Raw genomic sequence first — 21,658 nt, 5'->3', positions numbered from 1 at the left:
GAAAGACTCATGGCAGTGAAGAATGTTGTGGTTGTAGAAAGCCCTGCCAAGGCAAAGACCATCAACCGTTATCTCGGCAGCGATTATACCGTTATCGCCTCCTTCGGCCATGTGCGGGACCTTCCTCCCAAGGATGGAAGCGTGCGCCCTGACGAGAATTTCGCCATGTCGTGGCAGACCGATGATCGTGGCTCGAAACAGATTGCCACCATTGCCAAGGCTCTCAAAGGGGCCAGCAAACTGATTCTCGCCACCGACCCGGACAGGGAAGGTGAGGCCATCTCGTGGCATGTCCGCAGTGCCCTCGAGGAAAAAAAGCTCCTCAAGGATATTGAGGTCGAGCGGGTCACCTTCAACGAGATCACCAAAAACGCCATCGCTGCGGCCATGAAGGCCCCCCGTACGCTGGACCGCCCCCTGATTGATGCCTATCTGGCCCGCCGTGCGCTGGACTATCTGGTCGGCTTCACCCTGTCTCCCGTTCTCTGGCGCAAGCTGCCCGGCAGCCGCAGTGCAGGGCGTGTGCAGTCTGTCGCCCTGCGGCTGATCTGCGAACGGGAAGCGGAAATCGAGGTCTTCAAACCCCGGGAATACTGGAGTGTGGAAGGTCTCTTCACAACTCCCGCCAAGGCGGACTTCACCGCAAAACTGACCCATCTTGAAGGCAGAAAACTCGACCAGTTCGCCCTGACCAATGAGGACATGGCCCACAGGGCCCGTGATCTGGTCCGCTCCTCCGCCCTCAGCGTACGGAAGATCGAGCGGAAGCGGACACGCCGCAATCCGGCACCGCCTTTCACCACCTCCACCCTCCAGCAGGAAGCCTCCCGCAAGCTGGGCATGAGTGCACAGACCACCATGCGCACCGCCCAGCAGCTTTATGAGGGTGTGGACCTGAATGGCGAGACGTTCGGCCTGATCACCTACATGCGTACCGATGGCGTCACCATGGCCTCGGAGGCCGTGCAGGCCATCCGCTCCCATATCAGCTCATCCTTTGGCAAAGATTACTGCCCGGGCAAGCCACGCTCCTACACCACGAAGGCAAAAAACGCACAGGAAGCCCACGAGGCCATCCGCCCTACCGATGTGTCCCGTACACCTTCTTCTGTCGCCTCCGTGCTCACGGCGGACCAGAAACGCCTTTATGAGCTGATCTGGAAGCGCTCCGTTGCTTCACAGATGCAGTCTGCCGAGCTGGACCAGACAGCCGTCACCATCGGTGATGAACAGGAGCAGACCCTGATGCGGGCCACCGGCTCCATCATCGCCTTTGACGGCTTTCTGAAGCTCTATATCGAAGGCCATGATGACAAGGAAAAAGGCGGGGATGATGACCAGAACCGCCTTCTCCCCGCCATGAAGGAAGGCGACCAGCTGGGCACGAAGGACGTGACAGCCGAACAGCACTTCACCCAGCCACCGCCCCGCTATTCCGAAGCATCACTGGTCAAGAAGATGGAAGAAATCGGCATCGGGCGGCCTTCCACCTATGCCTCCATCCTCAGCGTCCTGCGGGACCGCAATTATGTGCGCCTTGATGCCCGACGCTTCGTGCCGGAAGACAGGGGGCGGCTGGTCACGGCTTTTCTCACCTCTTTTTTCCAGCGTTATGTAGATACGGGCTTCACGGCCTCGCTGGAGACGCAGCTGGATGACATCTCGGATGGCCGGGCTGACTGGCATGATGTCATGTCCGCCTTCTGGAACGACTTCTCGGCCACGGTTGCCAAGACAAAAGACCTGAAAATCTCTGATGTCATTGATGCGCTGGACCAGGACCTCGGCAACCATTTCTTCCCACCCCGACCGGATGGCAGTGATCCACGCAGCTGCCCGTCCTGCACTGATGGACGGCTGGGCCTCAAGCTGGGGCGGCATGGAGCCTTCCTGGGATGCTCCAACTATCCGGAATGCCGTGTCACCCGCCCCCTGGCGGTTGATAATGGCGAGGAGACTGCCCTACCGGACGGTATGCGCCTGCTTGGCCATGACCCTGCCACGGGCGAGGACATCACCCTCCGTCGTGGGCCTTACGGGCTGTATGTCCAGCGTGGCGAGCCGGACCCTGAAGACAGGAAGGCCAAACCAAAACGGGCCACCATCCCCAAGGACCGTAACGGCGAAACGCTCACCCTTGAGGAAGCCATCGGCCTTCTCTCCCTCCCCCGTGAGGTTGGCCCCCACCCGGAAACGGGCGAGATGATCACGGCCGGTCTTGGCCGTTTCGGACCGTTCGTCAAGATGGGCAGCATCTACGGCACGCTCAGCAAGGATGATGACGTGCTGACCATCGGCCTGAACCGGGCCGTTGATGCTCTGGCCAAAAAGCTGGCCTCCATCCGCACGTTGGGTACGCACCCCAAGGATGGTGAGGTCGTCATGGTCCGCAAGGGACGTTTTGGTCCCTATGTGCAGCATGGCCAGACCATTGCCACTCTCCCCAAAGGGGACTCGATGGATGACGTCACGCTGGAAGAGGCCCTCACCCTGCTGGATGAAAAAGGCAAACCGCTGAAAGGTGGCCGCAAGACAACCACGAAAAAAACGGCCGCCAAAAAGACCACGACCAGAAAAACCACTACGGCGAAGAGCACGACCAGAAAAACGGCCACCAAAAAGGCAGCGACAGGGAAGGCAACCAGCAGAGCCAAAACAACAAAAAGCGGAACCACAAAAACCGGCAGCCGCAGCAAAACCTCACCAGAGGCGCCCATCAGCAAGGATGACCTTCCTTTCTGATTTCCCTTCTTCCATGAATGCGGCATAATAGCGGGGGATGTGTCTTCCATGATGGCACGCCCCCGGCCCGCAACGGGCACGATCCGCCCTGCCCGGCCTCTGTCCCCGAAAGAAACCATGTGACAGTGTCCCGGCTTTTCATCTTCCCTTTTTCTTACCAGTCCGGTCCATCGCCTTCATGATGCCAGTTCGCCTCCTGCGTCCCGTCTGCACAGCCTTCACCGGGGTTGCCCTGTCCGGCGTGCTGACAGTCGGCTCTGCCATCGCCCAGCCTGTTCAGGCCCATCCTTTCTGGAACCGGCTGCTCCACCATTTTGCCGGCCGCCCTGGAGCACCCTCCTCCACCCCGGTCGGATCCATCGCCACCACAACATCCCAACCCGCAGGGACAGGCAGCTCCTCCCGATCCACCCCCGTGCCCACCGCTCCGGCTCTCCCGGAATTCACGGATGAAGACCGGCTGGCAGAGCTGACATTATCAACCGCCCTTACATTCATGCTTCCCCGGATGCTGACTGCGCACACACCGCAGGAACTCTGCCTCTGGGGGATGCAGGCCCTGCTGGAAGTCCCCCAGCCTTTACAACAGCCGGATCATGGGCAGGCGCCATCATCCAGCTTCACCCTCGCCGTCCAGCCCGGAACCATGTTCAGCCCGGCTCACATGAGCCTGCTCCATGACAGGCACCCTCTGCTGTCTGTCCGGACACCCGGCAAGGACGACGTGACCGGCTGGAGCCATCTGAGCCTCCAGCTCATCACGCTCCTGCGACGTGATGTGCCATCCTACCAGCTCATGAATGATGAAACCCTGCTGAGCCGTTTTCTCAATGGCCTTCTGGCCAGGCTGGACCCCTATTCCCGCTATCAGTCTCCTCCACCGCCGCCCAGCCAGTCTGATGCCGTCACGCCTGCCCAGCCCCCACCCGAACCCGCAGCAAGCGTCGGGCTGACCCTCCGCCGGACACGAGCCCATTTCCCTGTCGTGGCAGCCCTCAACCTCGACAGCCCTCTGTGGGATGCCGGAATCATACCGGGAGACAGCCTGACCAGCCTCGACCACCAGAGCACACGCCAGATGGCCCTGCCCGCCCTCCAGGCCATGCTGACTGGCCCTGCTGGCAGTACGGTGGAGCTGGAATTCCGCACCCAGGACGGACATCATCTCATCAGGAATTTCACCCGTGGGCGCATGGCAGAAGAAAGTGTCTTCCCTGAACAGGCCGGGCGGTTCCCCGTCCTGCGGGTCACCCATTTTTCCAGCCGGACGGCCGAAGAAGTCAGCCAGTATCTTTCCACGCTCCTGCCAGAAACACCCCCAAATAGCAGTCTGCCCCACCCTCCAGACGGCCGGACCCCACCAGCGCCCACCCTGCCCGGCCTCGTGCTGGACCTGCGCGGGAACCATGGAGGAATCCTGCAACAGGCGGTCATGACGGCGGCGCTCTTCCTCGACCACGGCGTGATCGCCACGACCGAAGGACGGGCGGCGGAGGCCAATCACGTCTGGAGCATCCAGGGCGGGGATCTGACCAACAATACCCCGCTGGCCCTGCTGGTTGACCAGGATACGGGCAGTGCAGCCGAAGTTCTGGCAGCAGCGCTGGCCGACCAGCAAAGGGCCGTTGTGACCGGCAGCAGTACCTTTGGCAAAGGCATGGTCCAGATTTCTTCCACCCTGCCCAACGGGGGGCACCTGTCCCTGACATGGGCACACATCACCGCTCCCCAAGGCTGGGCCCTGCAGGACCTTGGGGTCCTGCCCCAGCTCTGCACAAGCCCCCAGGGACAGTTTTCCCTCCGGGACCAGCTGGCAGCGCTTCGTGCTGACCAGTCCCTCATGACCGATGCCCTGCGCCAGTCCCGCCTCATCAGCACAGACAGCCCGGAGGCGGCACGGCGTGCCCTGCGACAGGTCTGCCCCCCTGCCGCTGCCAGCCCGACCGACATCTCCGCCGCTCTGGCACTTTTCATCATCCCCCACACCTATCGTGCTGCCCTCCTGCATCTGCCAGACAACACGGCAATTCACCCGGCGGCTAACACCACCCCATGACGACTATGCACCATCTGGCAGGGAGACCGGACTCATGTTCCATGGCCTGAAAACCGGATTCTGGGTCCGTGCCACCCTCAGGCACCTCAACCAGAATGGCCTGATGGCCGCTCTGGTCCGTAAAGGTGACGAAGATGCTGGCAGTGTCTTCATCATGCTGAATGGCCGGGATGGACGCATCGCCATATTACGGGAACAGGGTGCGACATGGCTGCGCCAGACCTTTGAGGACAGCGACACGGAAAGTGCCATGATGCAGGCCAATGCCTATCTGGAACGGCAGAAACGGTACGACCCTGACCTCTGGATCATGGAGGTTGATGTCCTAGACAGCACCCACCCGCTGGAACATGACATCACCACACGCCGCTTCAGCCATGAAGACTGACCAGCCCCATGTTCCCCGGGGGCCGACCGACGCCTCATCCACCTGTAACACATAGGACACATCTTTTCCCGATTCAGACGCAAACGGCACAGGTATGTCCCGGCAATCCATTGCGTTTACTGTCACTTTCAGTGAAAAGGGTAGCCACCTGTCTGGCTGGAGAGTAATTACATGACCGCACGCCCCTCCATTACATCACTGCTGGCCCGCAGCGCCTGTGCCGCCTGCCTGTCAGTCATGGCGTTTGGTGCGGCCCGGGCACAGCCTGTCCGTGGCCTCTATGTCGGCGGGGCAGCGGGGGCGAGCTTCAACCAGTCCCAGACCGTCAATCCCCACACGAAGCTCTTTGCGCATGGTCGGGACGACTTTGCGACAGGCATCACCGGGCTGGGCAGCATCGGCTGGGGACTGGGGAACGGTTTCCGTGTGGAAGTGGAGGGCAACTACCGCAACAACCGCCTTTCCCGGTTCCATTCCCCCGGCTTCAGCAGCACAGCCCATGGTCACCAGCAGAAATACGGGGGCATGGCCAATGCCCTGTTTGACATGGATATCGGCCAGAACTGGATCTACCCCTATTTCGGGGCTGGTATCGGTTATGGAAGCCAGTTCACGAACACCAGAATCCAGGGGACAGGCGCAGACAGGGGCTACAGGCAGCGGACCCGTGACAGCGCAGGCGGCTTTGCCTATCAGGGCATCTTTGGTGTTTCACTGCCCGTGCCATGGGTTGTTGGCCTTTCCACCACAATGGAATATCGCTTCTACACCATCACGGGCCGCCACAGGCACTTCACGACAGCATCCTACAACATCGCTGCCCCCGACAGTGGACCCGTCAGCGGCAAGCGTGGCAGCCGGACAGATTTCAACCATTCCCTGATGCTCGGGCTGCGCTATGAGTTCAACCCGGCTCCGCCGCCACCGACACAGGCCCCCACCCTCTCCACCCCGGCACCTGCCCCCGTCCGCACCTATCTGGTGTTCTTCGACTGGGATCGTGCCAACCTGTCCGACCGGGCGCGGGCCATCGTGGAAACAGCTGCCCGCAACTCCACATCAGCCCAGTTCACCCGGATCCAGGTCAATGGCCATGCCGATTCTTCGGCTGTCCGTCCTGGCAGCCGGAAGGCTGAAGCCTACAACATGGCCCTGTCTCTCCGCCGTGCGCAGACCATCAAGGCAGAGCTGATCCGCGATGGCGTACCGGCTGGCGTCATCGAGGTTCACGGTTTTGGTGATTCGAAGCCACTGGTCTCCACCCGCCCCGGTACGGCAGAACCGCAGAACCGCCGGGTGGAAATCGACTTCCAGTAAACAGGTACTTCAGAGTCTGACCGGCCTTCGCCTGCCGGTCAGACATCCTGATGTGCTCTCTCAAAAAACGGGCCTGACACGTATTCAGTGTGTCCGGCCCGTTTTTTCTGACAGGTCTCTACGCCCTGTTACTTCGTCTTGGCTGCCGGAGCGTGCCTGCTGACGGCATGATGCACCGTTCGGGAGGTCGCATGATGGACAGCCTGAGGCGTCTTTTTCTCAGTTGATTCGGCCATCTTCTTGCCCGGTTCCTCAGAGGGGGCGGGGGCAGCTGCAACGACAGCCGGCTCGACCTGCACACGGACCTGAAGCTGACGGCGTGGCTGTGCATGGGCAGGAATCAACTCCACGGTGAAGCCGTCAGCCCCCTTGTAATCCGCCGCAGGGGTGTATTCCACATATGTGCGGTTATCATAATTATACAGAAAGGCCCTGCCATTCTCCGGCGGAGGAACCACACCAAAAGACACGTAACTGCCTCCACCCCCTTTGCTGACAGAAAACGGGCAGGTACCGCCATCACCAGCGCTGACCGTCATGCTCACACTCATGCGGCCCGTGGCGTCTGTCTGCACAGGCGATACCTCACAATGAGCAGCCCGCTTCTCGTTGGCAAAAGGATTGGGAGGAATCTCGATGCCACTCGGCCCCCTTGACTGCTGGCCGACACACCCGCCAAGGGCCAGAAGAGTTGCACCGACAACCCCTGCCCGCACTAGAAAACTGCTCTGCTGCACAGTCCACTCCAGAGAAAACTAAAAACAGATAAAAAAGGCGCATCCAGGCCCCTGCCCGCAATCCGCCAGTTTTCAGAACGCACGATACGCTTTCAGCACCATCATGAGAATGAGGTCTTCCATATTTCTTTCTCTGTCAGTTATGTTTAACGTTTCCTTCATCATTACACGGCCATATCCACCAAAGAATTGCCCGTCTCAGGGCAGACTTTCCCAAATGACCATGATATAGGCAGAGAACCTGTCAGCGGGAGTTTTCATATGTCTCTTCTGTCCTACGGCCTGTCCTTCTCTAGGACTGGACTGGCCCTTGCCACTGCGGCTTTTTTTGCCATTGCCCCTGCCTCATGGGCAGCAGCCTGCCACTCTTCGGCAGAAGACCATTCAGCCTTCAATCTGGCTGGTCTGAAATCGGAACTCATGGTGACGGCTCTCTCCTGCCAGACGCAGGACCGTTACAACCAGTTCATCACACGCTTCCGCCCCATCCTGACAGAATCGGAAAGACGGCTGGATTCCTATTTCCACCGGACATTTGGCCGCCAGGCGCAGAAAAAACATGATGATTACATCACGCAGCTGGCGGATGTGCAGTCCTTGGGGGGGCTGAAGTCCGGTACGGCCTTCTGTGCCCAACGTGTGCCGATGTATGACGAGATCGAGGCGCTGGACGATTCGAACAGCGACCTCGCCCATTATGCCGAGGCCAAGGATATTGTTCAGCCTTCTTCCTACGAAAGCTGCACGGCACCCCAGCCTCCCCACCGGGCCACGAGCCGCCGCAGGCGCCGGGGCTGACCTCCCGCCCCTCCCCACGCCCCGACAGACAGGATCACAGGATGGCCGATATGTTCGAGCAGGGTTCCACACCTGCCCCCTCCCATGTACAGCCAGCTGAACAGTATGATGCCGGGGCCATTGAGGTCCTTGAAGGGCTGGAGCCGGTACGCCGTCGCCCTGGCATGTATATCGGGGGTACGGACGATGCGGCCTACCACCATCTTGCTTCCGAAATCATTGACAACGCCATGGATGAAGCCGTGGCGGGTCATGCCACGACCATCGAGGTCTGTCTGGAAGACGCCCACACCCTGATGGTCCGTGACAATGGCCGTGGGATTCCGACTGACCCCCATCCCCGCTTCCCGAAAAAATCAGCCCTTGAGGTCATTTTCACCACGCTCCATGCGGGAGGGAAATTCTCTGGCAAATCCTATGCCACATCAGGCGGTCTGCATGGTGTGGGCAGCTCTGTCGTCAACGCACTGGCCTCCCATCTGGAAGTCGAGGTCTACCGCAACCGCAAGGGATGGCGACAGACTTTCTCCCGTGGTCTGCCAACCAGTACGCTAGAAAGCACAAAACCTGCCATCCGGCGTGGCACGATGGTGCGTTTCACCCCGGACAGTGACATTTTCGGCCCCCTGCATTTCTCCCCGGCCCGCCTGTACCGCCAGTGCCAGATCAAGGCAGCGCTGTTCCGGGGGGTCAGCATCACATGGTCCTGTGCCCCGGAACTTCTGAAAGGGGACAATGCTCCACCAGCCGAAGCTGTCATCGCCTATCCAAATGGTCTGGAAGATGCCCTGACGGCTGATCTTGGTCCCTCACCTGCCCTGCTTACCCCCCTCTGGGCTGGTGAGGCTGAGCTGCCTGTGGCTGCCGATGGCCAACCCGGTGGGCGTGTCGAGTGGGCTGTTGCCTTTCTCGACCAGGGAAACAGCGCTCTCATTTCCTACTGCAACACCATCCCCACACCACAGGGTGGCACCCATGAGAACGGCCTGCGAGCGGCACTCGTCAAAGGCTTCCGCAACTGGGGGGACCAGCGCAAGATTCGCCGTTCCAGCACCATCACGGCGGAAGATGTGCTGGGCACCATCAATGCCCGTCTGTCCGTCTTCATCCGCAACCCACAATTCCAGGGACAGACAAAAGACAGACTGACCACACAGGAGGCCAGTCGCCTCGTGGAAGGTGCCCTGCGGGACCGGATCGACCACTGGCTGGGGGGCAATCCCCAGCAGGCTGACAGTCTGGTCAGCTATATGGTCGAACGGGCAGAAGAACGCCTGCGCCGCCGTGAAGCCCGTGAAACAACCCGCAAAACGGCGACAAAGCGCCTGCGTCTGCCCGGCAAGCTGACAGACTGCTCCCGCAGCAATGCCCATGAGACGGAGATATTTCTCGTGGAAGGCGAATCAGCCGGGGGGTCTGCCCGTCAGGCCCGTGACAGGGAAACACAGGCCGTCCTGCCCCTGCGGGGCAAGATACTCAATGTCGCCTCTGCCACACAGGAAAAACTGCTGGCCAATACGGAGTTGAAAGACCTGATCGAGGCACTTGGCTGTGGCTTTGGCAAGACTCTCGACCTTGAAAAACTGCGCTATGGCCGCATCATCATCATGACAGATGCTGACGTGGATGGCGCCCATATCGCCTCCCTGCTGATGACCTTCTTCTTCCGGGAGATGCCGGAGCTCGTCCGGCAGGGGCACCTCTACCTGGCGCAGCCACCACTCTACCGGCTCACTCATGGCAGCAAGACCATCTACGCCATGAACGACCTCGACCGTGACCGCAGGTTGAAGACGGACTTCAAGCCCAATGCCAAAGTTGAAATTTCACGCTTCAAAGGGCTGGGGGAAATGCCGGTTTCCGACCTCAAGGAAACCACCATGTCCCCTGCACGCCGCACACTCCTGCGTGTAACCGTCCCGACAGAAGACAACCTGATGACCCGCAGACGGATCGAGAGCCTCATGGGCCGCAAGCCTGAGCTGCGCTTCCAGTTCATTCAGGAGCAGGCCCAGTCGGTCAATCTTCTCGATATCTGACACGCCCGAGCATCCCCGGAAACAGGAAGAGGCGCATCCCACAAACAGGATGCGCCTCTTCCATGTCAGCCGAATACCGGATTCGCCGGATTCTCTCCCATGCGGCCATCCGCCCTATGGAGCGTGGCGATCGCCGCCATCTCCTGCTCGGGCAGGACAAAATCGAACAGGTCCAGATTCTCTGCCATGCGCTCCCGATGAACTGATTTGGGAATCACGATCACCCCATTCTGGAGGTGCCAGCGCAGAATCACCTGTGCCGGGCTTTTGCCGTGGCGTCTGGCAATATCACCGATCAGCTCGTTGTTCAGTACAGTCCCCTTGCCCAGAGGACGCCACGCTTCGGTCTGAATTCCCACGCTTTTATGAAAAGCCCGCAACTCCTCCTGCTGGAAGAAAGGATGAATCTCGATCTGATTGACGGCAGGCACAACACCTGTCTCATCCATGATTCGCTGGAGGTGATCTTTCTCAAAATTGGCCACGCCGATAGACCGGACACGCCCCTGTTTCTGAAGGTCGATCAGAGCCTTCCACGTCTCCACATACAGTCCCTGCTGCGGCATTGCCCAATGAATGAGGTAGAGATCCACCACATCACGCTGCAACAGACGGGCACTCTCATCAAAAGCTTTCAGGGTCGAATCATAACCCTGCTCGTCATTCCAGACCTTGGTTGTGACAAACATGGCGGGGTGCCCTTTCAGCCCCTCGCCAACTCCCGCCTCATTGCGATACAGCCGGGCCGTATCCACGGCCCTGTAGCCCAGCTCTATGGCTGTTCTGACAACATCAGCCGTTTCATCAGGCGGTGTTTCCCAGACACCAAGCCCGATCCACGGCATGGCATGACCATCATTCAGCTGTACACAGGATGCAGCATCCTTGGGAAAATCACTCATGTTCCCTCCCTGATTCTGGGCGACACGGCACTGACCACCAGCCAGTGCCGCCGGTTCGTTCATCCTCGCTCTTCCCGAAAGATCAGGCAAGCCATTCTCCATGCACTCCCGGGAAATCAGACAGTCTGCTCAAACAGACCCATCTGTACCGGCAGGGAACGGTCCTCATACGACACCAGCGAGGAAATGGTCAGTCCCAGCAGTCGCACTGGCCGGTCCAGCGGAAAGAAACTGCGCAGAATTTCCAGAGCCACTGGCAGCAATACGCACTCATCGGCGGCAGGGAAAGCCATTGAGCGAGCCCGGGTTACCGTATGAAATCCGGCATAGCGCAACTTGAGCGTAACGGTCCGTCCGGCAAGGCGCTTCTGCGCACAGCCAGCAGCCAGTTTGCTGACAATCGCTTTCAACGTCGCTGCCAGCCTGTCCCATTCAGCCACGTCATGCGGAAAAGTTGTCTCCGTTCCCAATGACTTCCTGGGCCGGTTGGCCTCTACCGGGCGATGATCCTGACCTCTGGCGATATCATGATAGAACTGGGCTGAACTGCCAAAATGCTGCCTCAACTCCGGTACTGTCCATTTTCTGAGGTCCGCTCCCGTGTGGATTCCCAGACCATGCATCCGCCGCGTGGTCGCCGGCCCCACACCATGGAATTTCTCCACAGGCAGATCCGCCACGAAAGCAGCGCCCTGCCGGGGGGAAATCACAAAAAGCCCGTCGGGCTTTCGCTGCCCCGAAGCCAGTTTGGCCAGAAAACGGTTATACGATACCCCCGCTGAGGCCGTCAGCCCTGTCTGCTGCCGAATATCCCGCCGGATGGCTTCAGCAACGGCTGTAGCAGATCCATAAGGAGGCCACTGTTCCGTAACATCCAGATAGGCCTCATCCAGCGCCAGCGGCTGTATGAGCGCCGTATAATGCCGGAAAATGGCATGAATCTGAGCCGAGACAGCACGATAGACGTCAAAACGGGGAGGAACGAAGATCAGCTCCGGGCAACGTTCCAGTGCCATGTGCGAGGGCAAAGCGGAACGTACACCAAAGACACGGGCCTCATAACTGGCAGCGGCCACGACACCTCTACCTGACCCACGCCCCACAGCCACTGGCCTGCCCCGTAAAGCCGGATTGTCCCGCTGCTCGATGGAAGCATAAAACGCATCCATGTCCACATGCAGGATCCGCCTCGCAGCGTCATCAGCCCTACCCTCTTTCACCCTTTCCAACCCCGCCGGATGGGACATGCCTGCCTCAGCCCCTCTCACGATCCCTGAAAAGATGCCGTTGGCATCGGCACATAACTGCCGACAACCAGCGCAAGGATGGTTACATCCGGGCTCTCAGCAGCGCTGTGGCAGACCGTATCACCCGGTGCAGGCAGGATGATCGGTGACTGAAACTCCGGCTCGGTACTCTGGGGCCAGAGAACCATCTGTCCGCTTTCCTTGACCTGAACCGCCTTTATGGTGGCCTCGAAACCATCCGACACTCTGGAACGTTGCATGGCGACCACATAATCCCCATTACGGGGCCGGCGTCCCAGCTCGGAAAAATTGATGACGATAACCACCGAACCATCCTGAAACACACGGTTCATGGACTGCCCCTTCACCATCAACCCGTATCGCTTCAGACCGGGATAGGCTGCATCGTAAGGAATGGTGATCGCATACTGGTCTGGAAGAGGCCATTCATGTGCCTCCTTCCAGACCCCGGCCTGCACCTCACCACAGACCTGCACCTGCGAAACAGGCAGATTAGGAGACGGCGCTGGCTGTTCGACTGTCTTCTGCTCTTCAGACCTGCTGATCTCTGCTACCAGCGGACCAACCGGCACACCCAGCACCTGGGCCAGGGCTGCCAGTTTGTCCGTACGGGGGAGATGTTTGCGCCGACGCATGTCCCGCAAAAAATCCACACCAACAGCAGGATTGATCTCACGGGCTTTCAGACAGGCCCGCCTGTCGGACAATCCCTGGGCCGCCAGAAGGGAATCCAGATGCGACAACAACGATTCAATAGACATAGTACGGGGATTATCCCTCTTTCCTGCGTGTGTCCAGACAGGGGACACCCTAGGTCCTGTTAATTTTTCTTGACAGTTAAGGGTATATCCCCGCATCCTCAGAGCAATTCCTTACAGGAGGCTCTCCGACACTCAATCTGCCAAGGAAGAAATACCCTCACTGCTTTCATCCTCTCCATATGACCTGATTGTCATGGGGCCATGCCCCATTACGGACCATAACGCAGTTTTCCGGGAGAATTCCTTTGTCTCGCATCACGCACATCACGACCACCCCGACCCGGGAGCGGACCCGCAAGCCCGATTATGAAATCATCGGCCGCAGGCGCCGCCGTGCCAACACTCTTGGTGCCCTCTCCTCACGTCTGACTGCTGATGTCATTTCTGAAGCAGAACAGTGGGTCAAGGACTGGATGCTGGCCGAACACGGCTATCTCGACATCATGAAAAATGGCGGCGCCCCCGCACAGGCGGGGAATGTCTTCACCTTCAATGCATTGCAGGGCAAAGCCTGGGGGCGGCTGAACGCCTTCCGCCGCCATGCGGGACGGGCCCGACACCAGCTGCTCGTGAACATGCTGGGACTCGGCTGGTCCTTTTCTTCCCTCGGCTCCAAACTCTATCCCGATCTGCACCCGGACAGTGCCCGCAAAAAGGCTTCGGAAGAGTGCGCCGCCACACTGGAAATGCTAGCCGCCTTCTGGCAGGGACAGAGACGCGAAAAAGCCAGACAGGCTGTCACCATTGCCCGGGAACATCGCAAAGGGCTCGACATGATGACCCTGTCCAGACGCTATCATCTGGCCCCTGAAGGTCTTGAGAAGATCATCCGGCATGGCGAGATCATCCTGAACAAACCCCAGAAGATCACGGCTGCGGAACTCCGCAACTGACCATGGCACCCGGATTGCTTTTTTCCTGTTGACAGCTTACCCGCTTTAGCCTATAAAAATGACATCATCACGAGCCGTGCGCCCAGAGGGGTGTACGGCTTTTTTCATGACTGCTGTTCCAAGACAGACAGCTTTTCTTTCCCTTCAGGATGGATTCCGCAAACCACCGCCCTTCCCGGCGGTGCGACCCCATGCGCCATGATCCACCTCCACTGCACCACCGAGGCCCATCCTGCCGGACATGCATGATCCGGCTTCCATGCCCGGCACCTGCATTCATTAAAAACGGACTTTCTTCCATGGCTCACATGCCTTCCTCCCCCGCCGGGCAGCCGCTCGGCCGCGGCCGCATCGTTCTGACCAGACGCGGCCTCTGCACCGTTCTTGCCGAAGAGGGCAACAGTCTTGTTCTCTGCCCGATCCACGAAGCTCCAGCCCTGACACACAGGGCCGACATTCCTCTGACATGGAGGGATGAACTCATTCTGGGACTGAAACAAAATGCGGTCGTCAGGGCCATTCCCTTCCTCAAGCAGCGTCAGGCCGTCACCCCCCAGCCTGCAAGTCTCTCCGCCTTCACCCTCACCCAGCTCCGCCTCCGGACACACCGGGAACTGCAGGTCAACGCTCTGGAAAGTGACAGGCTGCCCTTCTTCTCTGGCAGACATGCCCGCAACCGCCTTCATGCGACCCATGTCTCATGACACGCCCCGCAAAAAGCCTGTCTCCTTCTCGCAGAAACTCTTTGATGAAATGATGGAAGACCTCATGCTCGGCACTCCCCTGCATGACATCTGCTCCGGCGCACAGCGCCCCACCCTGCGCAGCTTCTATCGTTGGCTCCAGAAACATCCGGCCCTCCTGCCCCGTTATCGCCGGGCACGGGAACTGTCTGCCGACAGTCTGGAAAGCACCATCCTCTCCCATATCAGGGCCATGCCAGAAAAAGCTGATGCGGCCACGGTCAATTTCCACAAGCTGAGGTTCGACATGCTCCGCTGGATCATGGCCCGCCGTGCCCCAAAGCGGTATGGCGACCGGCAGACCATGGAACATGCCGGGCATGATGGCGGCCCCGTACACACCATCCAGCGGCTCATCATTGATCCCGCTGCTCCGGGCACAACACCACCGGACACATCACCGCAATAAAATGCAGGGGCCTCATGACAACAGACCGGGTCACCATCATGACACCCCGGGCCTTTGCGCCCCTTCTACAGCCTGCCCGCTATAAAGGCATCTGGGGAGGACGAGGTTCCGGGAAGTCCTGTTTCTTTGCCGGAATGCTGATCGAACAGGCCACACTGCGCCCCGGGTTGCGGGCGGTCTGCATCCGGGAAATCCAGAAATCCCTGACTGTTTCCGTTCACCAGCTGCTCCGGGACACCATCGCACGCCTGAACCTGTCCCACCTCTTCACAGTTTTGGACAGGGAAATCCGTACACCCGGCGGCGGTGTCATCCGCTTCCAGGGGATGCAGTCCCACAATGCCGAAACCATAAAATCCCTGGAAGGAATGAACATCGCCTGGGTAGAGGAAGCGCAGTCCCTCTCGGCCAGGTCCCTGAAACTCCTGCGCCCGACCATCCGCCAGCCCGGTTCCGAACTCTGGTTCAGCTGGAATCCCAATCATCCCTCCGACCCTGTGGATGCCTTCATGCGTGATCCTGCCACGGAAGGTGACCCCTCCTTCATCACGATCCGGGCGAACTGGTCAGACAATCCGTGGTTCCCAAATATTCTGGACCAGGAACGAAAACGGGATCAACATCTGCGACCACAGGACTATGGCCATATCTGGGAGGGAGGCTATCAGCTGCATCACGAAGCCCTCATCTTCCCCGACCGCATCACGGTTGAAGAGTTCCGGCCTCCCAGCAGCTGCCGCTTCCATTTTGGAGTGGACTGGGGCTTCTCACGGGACCCCACAGCCGTCATACGCTGCTTCATTCACGAGGACATCCTCCATATCGACCATGAGGCAGGCGGCACCCACATTCCACTGGACCACCTGCCTGCCCTGTTCGACAGGATACCGGGCATCCGCCACTGGCCCATCCGGGCAGACGGTGCCCGGCCGGAAACGATCAGTTACCTTCGCACCCGCCATCATTTCCGCATCAGTGCTGCCCGAAAATGGCCCGGAAGCGTACAGGATGGCATCGAGAGGCTGCGCTCCTTCCGGTCCATCCGCATCCATCCCCGCTGCCAGCAGACAGTCCGTGAATTCCGCCTCTACCGTTACAGGTCGGACCCGCTGACAGGCGATGTCCTCCCGCAGGTGGAAGATGCGAACAACCATTACATCGACGCCCTGCGTTACGCTCTGGATGGCCTCATCACCAACCAGTCCCCTCTGCCGGATTTCTCACGGTTTGCACCACCTACCTGATGGACATGGCTCTCACGGATGACCCAGCGCCCAGACCAGCCATCCCCCTACGGCTCCCCCCAGTATCAGCCCACCCAGAAGGGCCAGCAGAAGCATCCGTCCGGCAATACGCTGTGATGATGCCTTCCAGTCGATCCATCTCATGACACGTCTCCTTTCCGTTACAGATAGGCCTTGCCCATGCCCGGTTTTTCTCTCACCCGTCTGTTTGAAAAACAGCCCACAACAACCGCACGCCCCCGGCAGGAACCCGCCGCTCCACGTCACACCAGTATGGCCGGGAAGACAAGTCCCCACTGGCTGACCCGCCTGTGGCGGGCCTCCCACACCATCCCTACACCCGATGACAGAGAGACAGCCACGCCATTCTCCCCCTACCGGCCACCACCGGGCGTCGTGCCGGAAGGGCATGACCAGCCCGGCATGGATTCTGCCCCCACGGCCATGATGGACATGGCCTGCTGGGCCATGGGACAGACGGCAGCCCAGCCATCATGGATGGCCGACGGGCTTGGTTTTCTGGGGTATCCGACCCTCGCCCAGATGGCCCAGCGGGCGGAGTTCCGCAAACCCTGTGATGTCATCGCACGGGAAGCCACACGGGAATGGATCAGCCTCAGCACGCACAACCCAGACCATCCCTCTCCGGCTCTTCCGTCGGATCCCGCAGCCCGCCTTCATGCGCTGGATGTGGAGATGAAACGGCTGAATGTCCGCGAGCTTCTGCACCAGCAGATTCTGGACAGCCTGCTCTACGGCATCGGCCATATCTGGCTCAACATGGCTGACACGCCCCGCACGACCTATGGGCAGACACTCCCGCTGCCCCTCACCCCCCACGGGGTCCGCAGGGGAACTCTGGCCGGGCTGAAAAACATCGAACCGGTCTGGACCACGCCCAACGCCTACAATGCCGACTCTCCCCTGCAGGATGACTATTACCGGCCCCGCAACTGGTGGGTGCAGGGCAGCCTTGTCCATCGGGACAGGCTCATCAGCATGGTGCCTTATGGCGTATCCGACCTCTTCAAACCGTCATTCAATTTCGGCGGGATGAGCCTGACACAGCAGCTGCGCCCCTATGTCCACAACTTCCTGCGGACCCGCAACAGCATCAGCAACATCACGACCAATTTCTCCAGGCTTGTCCTGAAGACCGACATGGGCGGCCTGATGGCCACCGGCACCAGCGACGAGGCCGACCCGACAGCCTCCATCACGGGGCGGGCCTCCTTCATGCAGAAAATTTCCGAAGGACAGGACATCATCGTGGCCGACCGGCAGAACGAGGATGTATCCATCGTGGCCACACCCCTGACAGGGCTTGCCGACCTCCAGTCCCAGGCCATGGAAGCCATGGCCTCCATACCCGGCATACCGCTCGTGAAGCTCTTCGGCATCACCCCCAACGGGCTGAACGCCTCCTCCGCTGGAGAAATCAGGGTGTTCTACGATGAGATCGCCGCCTTTCAGGAAGCCCACATGCGGCCCGTGCTGAGCCGCCTGCTCACCCTGATCCAGCTCAACCTCTGGGGAGACACCGACCCTGCGCTGGAGATCACCTTCAAGCCCCTCTGGCAGCAGACCACACAACCACAGCCATCCGAGGCCTCATGACCATTCTCGCCTATGACCGCACCGGGTCCGTCCGCAGTTTTGATGACAACGGACGCCTCCGTGTGGAACGGACCCCCATCAGCAAGGCCAACATCTGCCTCTATCAGGGGCGGGAAATTCCCGACCATGCCCGGCTGGGCCTGAACCCGGACCAGTCCTACCGCCTCCTGCGGGACCCGAAAGAACTGGAAAAGGCGGCAGACAGTTTCAACTCCCTGCCTGTTCTGGAGGAACACGTCCCCACCAGTGCGGATGCCCACCCAAGGGAACTGACGGTCGGCTCCACCATGGACAATGCCCGCTTCGAAAGCCCCTACCTGACGGTCGGCATGGTCATCTTTGATGGTCCTGCCATCACCCGCATCCAGTCCGGCGACCAGAAGGAACTGTCCTGCGGCTACGCCTATGAGGCGGACATGACACCGGGCACCCATGAGGGCCAGCCCTATGACGGACGCATGGTCAACATCCGGGGAAACCATATTGCTCTCGTAACAAAAGGACGGGCCGGCCCTGACGTGCTGGTCCATGATTCTTCAGCCACAGGGAAAGCAGCCACCACCATGACACGGAAAGACGACACGCCCACCGCCGAGGTACCCCACCATGAAGAGGCGGAATCTGCCCTGAACGAGGCCATCCAGAAGGCCCTTTCCGCCGACCGTACCCTGCGCCAGGCCACGGAGGAGGCACGCCGCCTTGTCCGCCCCCTGGTCGGAGAGGTTCATGGCATGGAAAGTGCCGATGACGTCTACCGCTATGCCCTCCGGCAGTCCGGCATGGCAGCGGACAGTCTCGCCGCCATCAATCAGGCCGGTCTTCATGCCCTCGTCCAGACCCGTCTGGAGGCCATGACTCCACCCATCACGCACGCTCCTGCCGCTGATGAAACCGCCACCGGGTATACGGCCCCACGCCGTTACTGACCCCATCCCTGCCCAGATTTACAGAAAGCACATCCATGTCCGATTTCCAGCAGACTGTCTCCTACACATGGCCGCAGGGTTTTCCCGGAGCCCCGGCCAGTGCCAACCCCATCCGCACGGCCATCGCCCCGGAAGGCGGATTCATCGCCAGAGAGGGCGGGCTGACCATTGCCCGTTTCGTCTGGCGTCATGAAGACGGCGTGAGCCTGAGCCACACCGGCACCACCACCCCGGCGGGCTTCCTCTACCGTTCGCAGCAGGGGCTGACGACGCAGTATCTCCAGTCCGCCACCATGACCCTGCCGCAGGGCTTCATGGCCAGCCTTGCTGAGGGCGGAGACTTCTGGGCCGTGGCCAGCACGGCAGCCACGGCGGGACAGGCCGTCTATGCCTCCACAGGTGACGGCAGCCTCCAGACGGCCCCGGCAGGCAACACACCGCAGGGAACCGTGGCCACAGGCTGGACGGTCTCCCGTGGCGGCAGTGCGGGAGAACTGATCATCATTTCCGGCCCCATGCACCCCATGACGGCCTGACCCCTCTTCAACCCGCCCGCCCCTTCTCCGCTCCCGACCACAAGCAAGGTATCACCATGCCCCACTCCATTTCTTCCGCCATGCTGAAACGTGACTTCGGCATTCATGGCGTGCTTGACCACGCCATGGCCTTCGACAGCGCCGTGACGGCTCCCAATTCCGGCATTCCGTCCATCTTTTCCACCTATGCCGACCCTCGCACCATCAAGGCTCTCATCACACCCATCCGGGCCGAGGCCATCTATGGCCAGGGCCAGAAAGGCGACTGGCTGACGGACACGGCACAATTCCCCTTTGTCGAACTTTCCGGCCAGACAGCTTCCTACGGGGACTATGACAGCTCCGGGGACAGTGACGTCAACGCCAACTGGGTGCAGAGGCAGTCCTTCCATTTCCAGACATGGACCCGCTGGGGAGAACGGGAGGCGGAACGCATGGGGGCGGCACGGCTGGACTGGGTCTCCCGCAAGAATGAGGCGTCCATCTCCATCCTGAACAAGACGAGCAACCGCATCAGCCTCTTCGGAATGGAAGGTCTCCAGCTGCGTGGTGCCCTCAATGACACGGCCCTGCCACCGGCCATCCAGCCCACCCCGAAGATTGCTCCTTCCGGAGCGGCAACGGGCAGCAGCGACTGGCTGAGCATGACCGACCCGATGCAGGTCTATGCCGACATTCTCAAGGCCTTCCAGCAGCTTTCCGAACAGATGGGCGGAAATGTCACGCTGGAAAGCCCCCTGACCCTCGTCATTCCGACGGAGCGGCAGCAGTGCCTGCTGTACACGAACCAGTTCCGTGTCTCCCTTCGTGAACTGCTGCGGGAGAACCTGCCCAACCTGAAGATCGAGACCCTGCCGGAAGCCGGCAGTACGCTGTCTGGTGGTCTCAGCAAGGTCACGCAGATGCAGCTCTTCCTGCGGGAGGTGGACGGGCAGGAAAGTGTCACCACCGCCTTTACCGAGAAGCTGCGTGCCCATGCGGTCGAACGCTACAGCTCCTACATCCGCCAGAAAAAATCCCAGGGCACATGGGGAACCATCTGGTTCTACCCGGTGGCCTGCGTCACCATGACAGGAATCTGAACCATGGCCGATACTGTCACCGTCCTCTGCCGTCTGCCTTCCGGCATCCGGCTCGACCTGCATGACCTCTCCAGCCTGAGCGAACGGACACAGGCCACGGCCCCCGTCATGACTCCGCCACAGGCCCGGTCCTCCATACTGCTGAATGGCATCCGGCAGGACCCGCTCTACCATCCCGTGGAAAACCGTCTGCTCGGGCGGGCAGGACGGACCACCGTGCCGACCAACTTCTGGAAAGCCTGGCTGGAACAGAACAGGCAGAGCGACCTCATCACCCGGAAGATCATCTTTGCCGAAACCACGCCCGCCCGTGCCGACAATGCCATGGCCGAACTGGCCAAGGACCGCACGGGGCTGGAAGGGGCTGACAACACCACCCTGGCCGAAGGTGTCACCCCCATGCAGAAAACAGCCTGACCACCCGCCCGTGCCTTATGCCCTCCAGCCCAACGGCACGGGCCTCCAACCGGGAGACAATGCCACCATGACGGACTCCTCCCCCCCAGGGCAGGTTATCTTTTCCTATCAGGACTGGCTCGCCGCCTATCCGGCCTTCGTCGGGCATGTCAGTGCCGGGCAGGCGGAAAGCTTCTTCCAGCTGGCAGAACTGATCCTCAACAATACGGGCCGTTCCCCTGTCCGGGACATGACACGACGCAGGACGCTGCTCTGGCTGCTGGTAGCGCATCAGGCGCAGCTCTTCGCCACCGAAACACCAGCCCAGTCTGGCGAGGCCACCGGCAGCCCGCCAGCGGCACCGCCAGTCGGACGGGTCGCCTCCGCCACACGGGGGGCGGTCTCCATCACACTGGATGGCAGTACCCTGCCAAGGCAGGCCGGGTGGTTCAGCCAGACACAGTATGGACTGATCTTCTGGCAGGCCACGGCCCCCCTCCGCCAGATGCGCTTCCTGCCTGGCCAGGCACATCCAGCCTACCTCTGGCCCTGATACGGAAACGGCCCACCCCAGAAGGGTGGGCCGTCTTCCATCATCACCTGACGCTCTCAGTGCCAGAGCAGCTTCCAGACAACATAGGCGAACAGGAAAGGCACCACGAGATGGACCAGCGTACCGAAGGTGATACGCTTGCCATCACCGGCCCGCATCATCAGGAAAATGGTCCGTGTCAGAGAAAGCAGACACAGGATCAGCACCACGGCAAACAGCACGGCCTTGCCGGTTACAGCACCATACATACG

Annotated in this window: 22 protein-coding genes; 16 read left to right on the top strand and 6 right to left on the bottom strand. The window is 60.4% G+C overall.

Translation table 11 applies throughout. From position 1 onward, the window contains the following. Window positions 1–15: 15 nt before the first annotated feature. From topA to J8Z04_RS04545, 4 genes are all read left to right on the top strand, one after another. Window positions 16–2,742 carry a type I DNA topoisomerase gene (gene topA, locus J8Z04_RS04560; RefSeq protein WP_192848639.1) on the top strand — a complete coding sequence of 909 codons (2,727 nt, stop codon included), beginning with the start codon at window positions 16–18 and terminating at the stop codon, window positions 2,740–2,742. A 178-nt stretch (window positions 2,743–2,920) separates the two neighbouring features. Then, on the top strand, window positions 2,921–4,798 hold the full coding sequence (locus J8Z04_RS04555) for a S41 family peptidase (protein ID WP_192848608.1): 1,878 nt from the start codon (window positions 2,921–2,923) through the stop codon (window positions 4,796–4,798). Between the two features lie 34 nt (window positions 4,799–4,832). Further along, window positions 4,833–5,186 carry a DUF1491 family protein gene (locus J8Z04_RS04550; RefSeq protein ID WP_086431799.1) on the top strand — a complete coding sequence of 118 codons (354 nt, stop codon included), beginning with the start codon at window positions 4,833–4,835 and terminating at the stop codon, window positions 5,184–5,186. A gap of 171 nt (window positions 5,187–5,357) precedes the next feature. Further along, complete coding sequence (locus J8Z04_RS04545) at window positions 5,358–6,503, top strand: OmpA family protein (protein WP_043561026.1); 1,146 nt, start codon at window positions 5,358–5,360, stop codon at window positions 6,501–6,503. 128 nt (window positions 6,504–6,631) lie between these two features. On the opposite strand, the gene J8Z04_RS04540 is transcribed toward J8Z04_RS04545, so the two are convergent. Continuing rightward, window positions 6,632–7,240, bottom strand: coding sequence for a hypothetical protein (locus tag J8Z04_RS04540; RefSeq protein ID WP_143539805.1), 609 nt, complete (start codon window positions 7,238–7,240; stop codon window positions 6,632–6,634). A gap of 261 nt (window positions 7,241–7,501) precedes the next feature. Here J8Z04_RS04540 and J8Z04_RS04535 point away from each other — a divergent pair, with 261 nt between their 5' ends. Next, window positions 7,502–8,038 carry a hypothetical protein gene (locus J8Z04_RS04535; RefSeq protein WP_081562618.1) on the top strand — a complete coding sequence of 179 codons (537 nt, stop codon included), beginning with the start codon at window positions 7,502–7,504 and terminating at the stop codon, window positions 8,036–8,038. 41 nt (window positions 8,039–8,079) lie between these two features. Continuing rightward, window positions 8,080–10,077 carry a DNA gyrase/topoisomerase IV subunit B gene (locus tag J8Z04_RS04530; RefSeq protein WP_192848607.1) on the top strand — a complete coding sequence of 666 codons (1,998 nt, stop codon included), beginning with the start codon at window positions 8,080–8,082 and terminating at the stop codon, window positions 10,075–10,077. A 65-nt stretch (window positions 10,078–10,142) separates the two neighbouring features. Here the strand turns inward: J8Z04_RS04530 and J8Z04_RS04525 are convergent, their stop codons facing one another. The 3 genes from J8Z04_RS04525 to J8Z04_RS04515 form a co-directional block, all read right to left on the bottom strand. Continuing rightward, window positions 10,143–10,979 (bottom strand): aldo/keto reductase, encoded by an 837-nt coding sequence (locus J8Z04_RS04525; RefSeq protein ID WP_212125613.1) that lies wholly within the window; start codon window positions 10,977–10,979, stop codon window positions 10,143–10,145. Between the two features lie 116 nt (window positions 10,980–11,095). Further along, window positions 11,096–12,226, bottom strand: a complete 1,131-nt coding sequence (gene dinB, locus J8Z04_RS04520; protein ID WP_086431796.1) for a DNA polymerase IV — start codon at window positions 12,224–12,226, stop codon at window positions 11,096–11,098. Window positions 12,227–12,243: 17 nt separating this feature from the next. Further along, window positions 12,244–13,008 (bottom strand): LexA family protein, encoded by a 765-nt coding sequence (locus tag J8Z04_RS04515; protein ID WP_166651630.1) that lies wholly within the window; start codon window positions 13,006–13,008, stop codon window positions 12,244–12,246. Between the two features lie 245 nt (window positions 13,009–13,253). On the opposite strand from J8Z04_RS04515, the gene J8Z04_RS04510 reads away from it, so the two are divergent. The 4 genes from J8Z04_RS04510 to J8Z04_RS04495 all read left to right on the top strand — a co-directional run bounded on the left by J8Z04_RS04510 (window position 13,254) and on the right by J8Z04_RS04495 (window position 16,297). Continuing rightward, entirely contained in the window at window positions 13,254–13,901 is a 648-nt protein-coding gene (locus J8Z04_RS04510) for a hypothetical protein (RefSeq protein WP_043561032.1), read from the top strand. Window positions 13,902–14,200: 299 nt separating this feature from the next. Next, window positions 14,201–14,605, top strand: coding sequence for a hypothetical protein (locus tag J8Z04_RS04505; protein WP_086431794.1), 405 nt, complete (start codon window positions 14,201–14,203; stop codon window positions 14,603–14,605). Continuing rightward, window positions 14,595–15,053 (top strand): terminase small subunit-like protein, encoded by a 459-nt coding sequence (locus J8Z04_RS04500; protein ID WP_052349176.1) that lies wholly within the window; start codon window positions 14,595–14,597, stop codon window positions 15,051–15,053. Before J8Z04_RS04505 ends, J8Z04_RS04500 begins: the two co-directional genes overlap by 11 nt. Window positions 15,054–15,067: 14 nt before the next feature. Continuing rightward, complete coding sequence (locus J8Z04_RS04495) at window positions 15,068–16,297, top strand: PBSX family phage terminase large subunit (protein ID WP_197981634.1); 1,230 nt, start codon at window positions 15,068–15,070, stop codon at window positions 16,295–16,297. A 12-nt stretch (window positions 16,298–16,309) separates the two neighbouring features. Here J8Z04_RS04495 and J8Z04_RS09430 read toward each other — a convergent pair whose 3' ends face one another. After that, window positions 16,310–16,441 carry a hypothetical protein gene (locus tag J8Z04_RS09430; protein ID WP_256462226.1) on the bottom strand — a complete coding sequence of 44 codons (132 nt, stop codon included), beginning with the start codon at window positions 16,439–16,441 and terminating at the stop codon, window positions 16,310–16,312. A gap of 36 nt (window positions 16,442–16,477) precedes the next feature. Between J8Z04_RS09430 and J8Z04_RS04490 the strand changes: the two genes are divergently transcribed. The 6 genes from J8Z04_RS04490 (at window position 16,478) to J8Z04_RS04465 (ending at window position 21,407) form a co-directional block, all read left to right on the top strand. After that, window positions 16,478–17,914, top strand: a complete 1,437-nt coding sequence (locus J8Z04_RS04490) for a phage portal protein (protein WP_154980962.1) — start codon at window positions 16,478–16,480, stop codon at window positions 17,912–17,914. Beyond that, window positions 17,911–18,840, top strand: coding sequence for a DUF2213 domain-containing protein (locus J8Z04_RS04485; protein WP_192848606.1), 930 nt, complete (start codon window positions 17,911–17,913; stop codon window positions 18,838–18,840). The genes J8Z04_RS04490 and J8Z04_RS04485 overlap by 4 nt, the downstream gene beginning before the upstream one ends. Before the next feature lie 35 nt (window positions 18,841–18,875). After that, window positions 18,876–19,376 carry a structural cement protein Gp24 gene (locus J8Z04_RS04480; protein ID WP_192848605.1) on the top strand — a complete coding sequence of 167 codons (501 nt, stop codon included), beginning with the start codon at window positions 18,876–18,878 and terminating at the stop codon, window positions 19,374–19,376. A 56-nt stretch (window positions 19,377–19,432) separates the two neighbouring features. Further along, a complete protein-coding gene (locus tag J8Z04_RS04475; protein ID WP_052349250.1) occupies window positions 19,433–20,458 on the top strand; it encodes a hypothetical protein in 1,026 nt (341 codons plus the stop codon). Window positions 20,459–20,461: 3 nt separating this feature from the next. Continuing rightward, entirely contained in the window at window positions 20,462–20,875 is a 414-nt protein-coding gene (locus J8Z04_RS04470; protein WP_181005249.1) for a hypothetical protein, read from the top strand. A 67-nt stretch (window positions 20,876–20,942) separates the two neighbouring features. Next, on the top strand, window positions 20,943–21,407 hold the full coding sequence (locus J8Z04_RS04465; protein WP_192848604.1) for a DUF4054 domain-containing protein: 465 nt from the start codon (window positions 20,943–20,945) through the stop codon (window positions 21,405–21,407). A gap of 56 nt (window positions 21,408–21,463) precedes the next feature. Here the strand turns inward: J8Z04_RS04465 and J8Z04_RS04460 are convergent, their stop codons facing one another. Beyond that, on the bottom strand, window positions 21,464–21,655 hold the full coding sequence (locus tag J8Z04_RS04460; protein WP_043562128.1) for a hypothetical protein: 192 nt from the start codon (window positions 21,653–21,655) through the stop codon (window positions 21,464–21,466). Window positions 21,656–21,658 lie beyond the last annotated feature (3 nt).

The organism is Bombella apis, from assembly GCF_018221685.1.
Taxonomy (GTDB): domain Bacteria; phylum Pseudomonadota; class Alphaproteobacteria; order Acetobacterales; family Acetobacteraceae; genus Bombella; species Bombella apis.
Note: the sequence above shows the minus strand (reverse complement) of the source record. Positions and strands in the feature narration are given on the sequence as shown.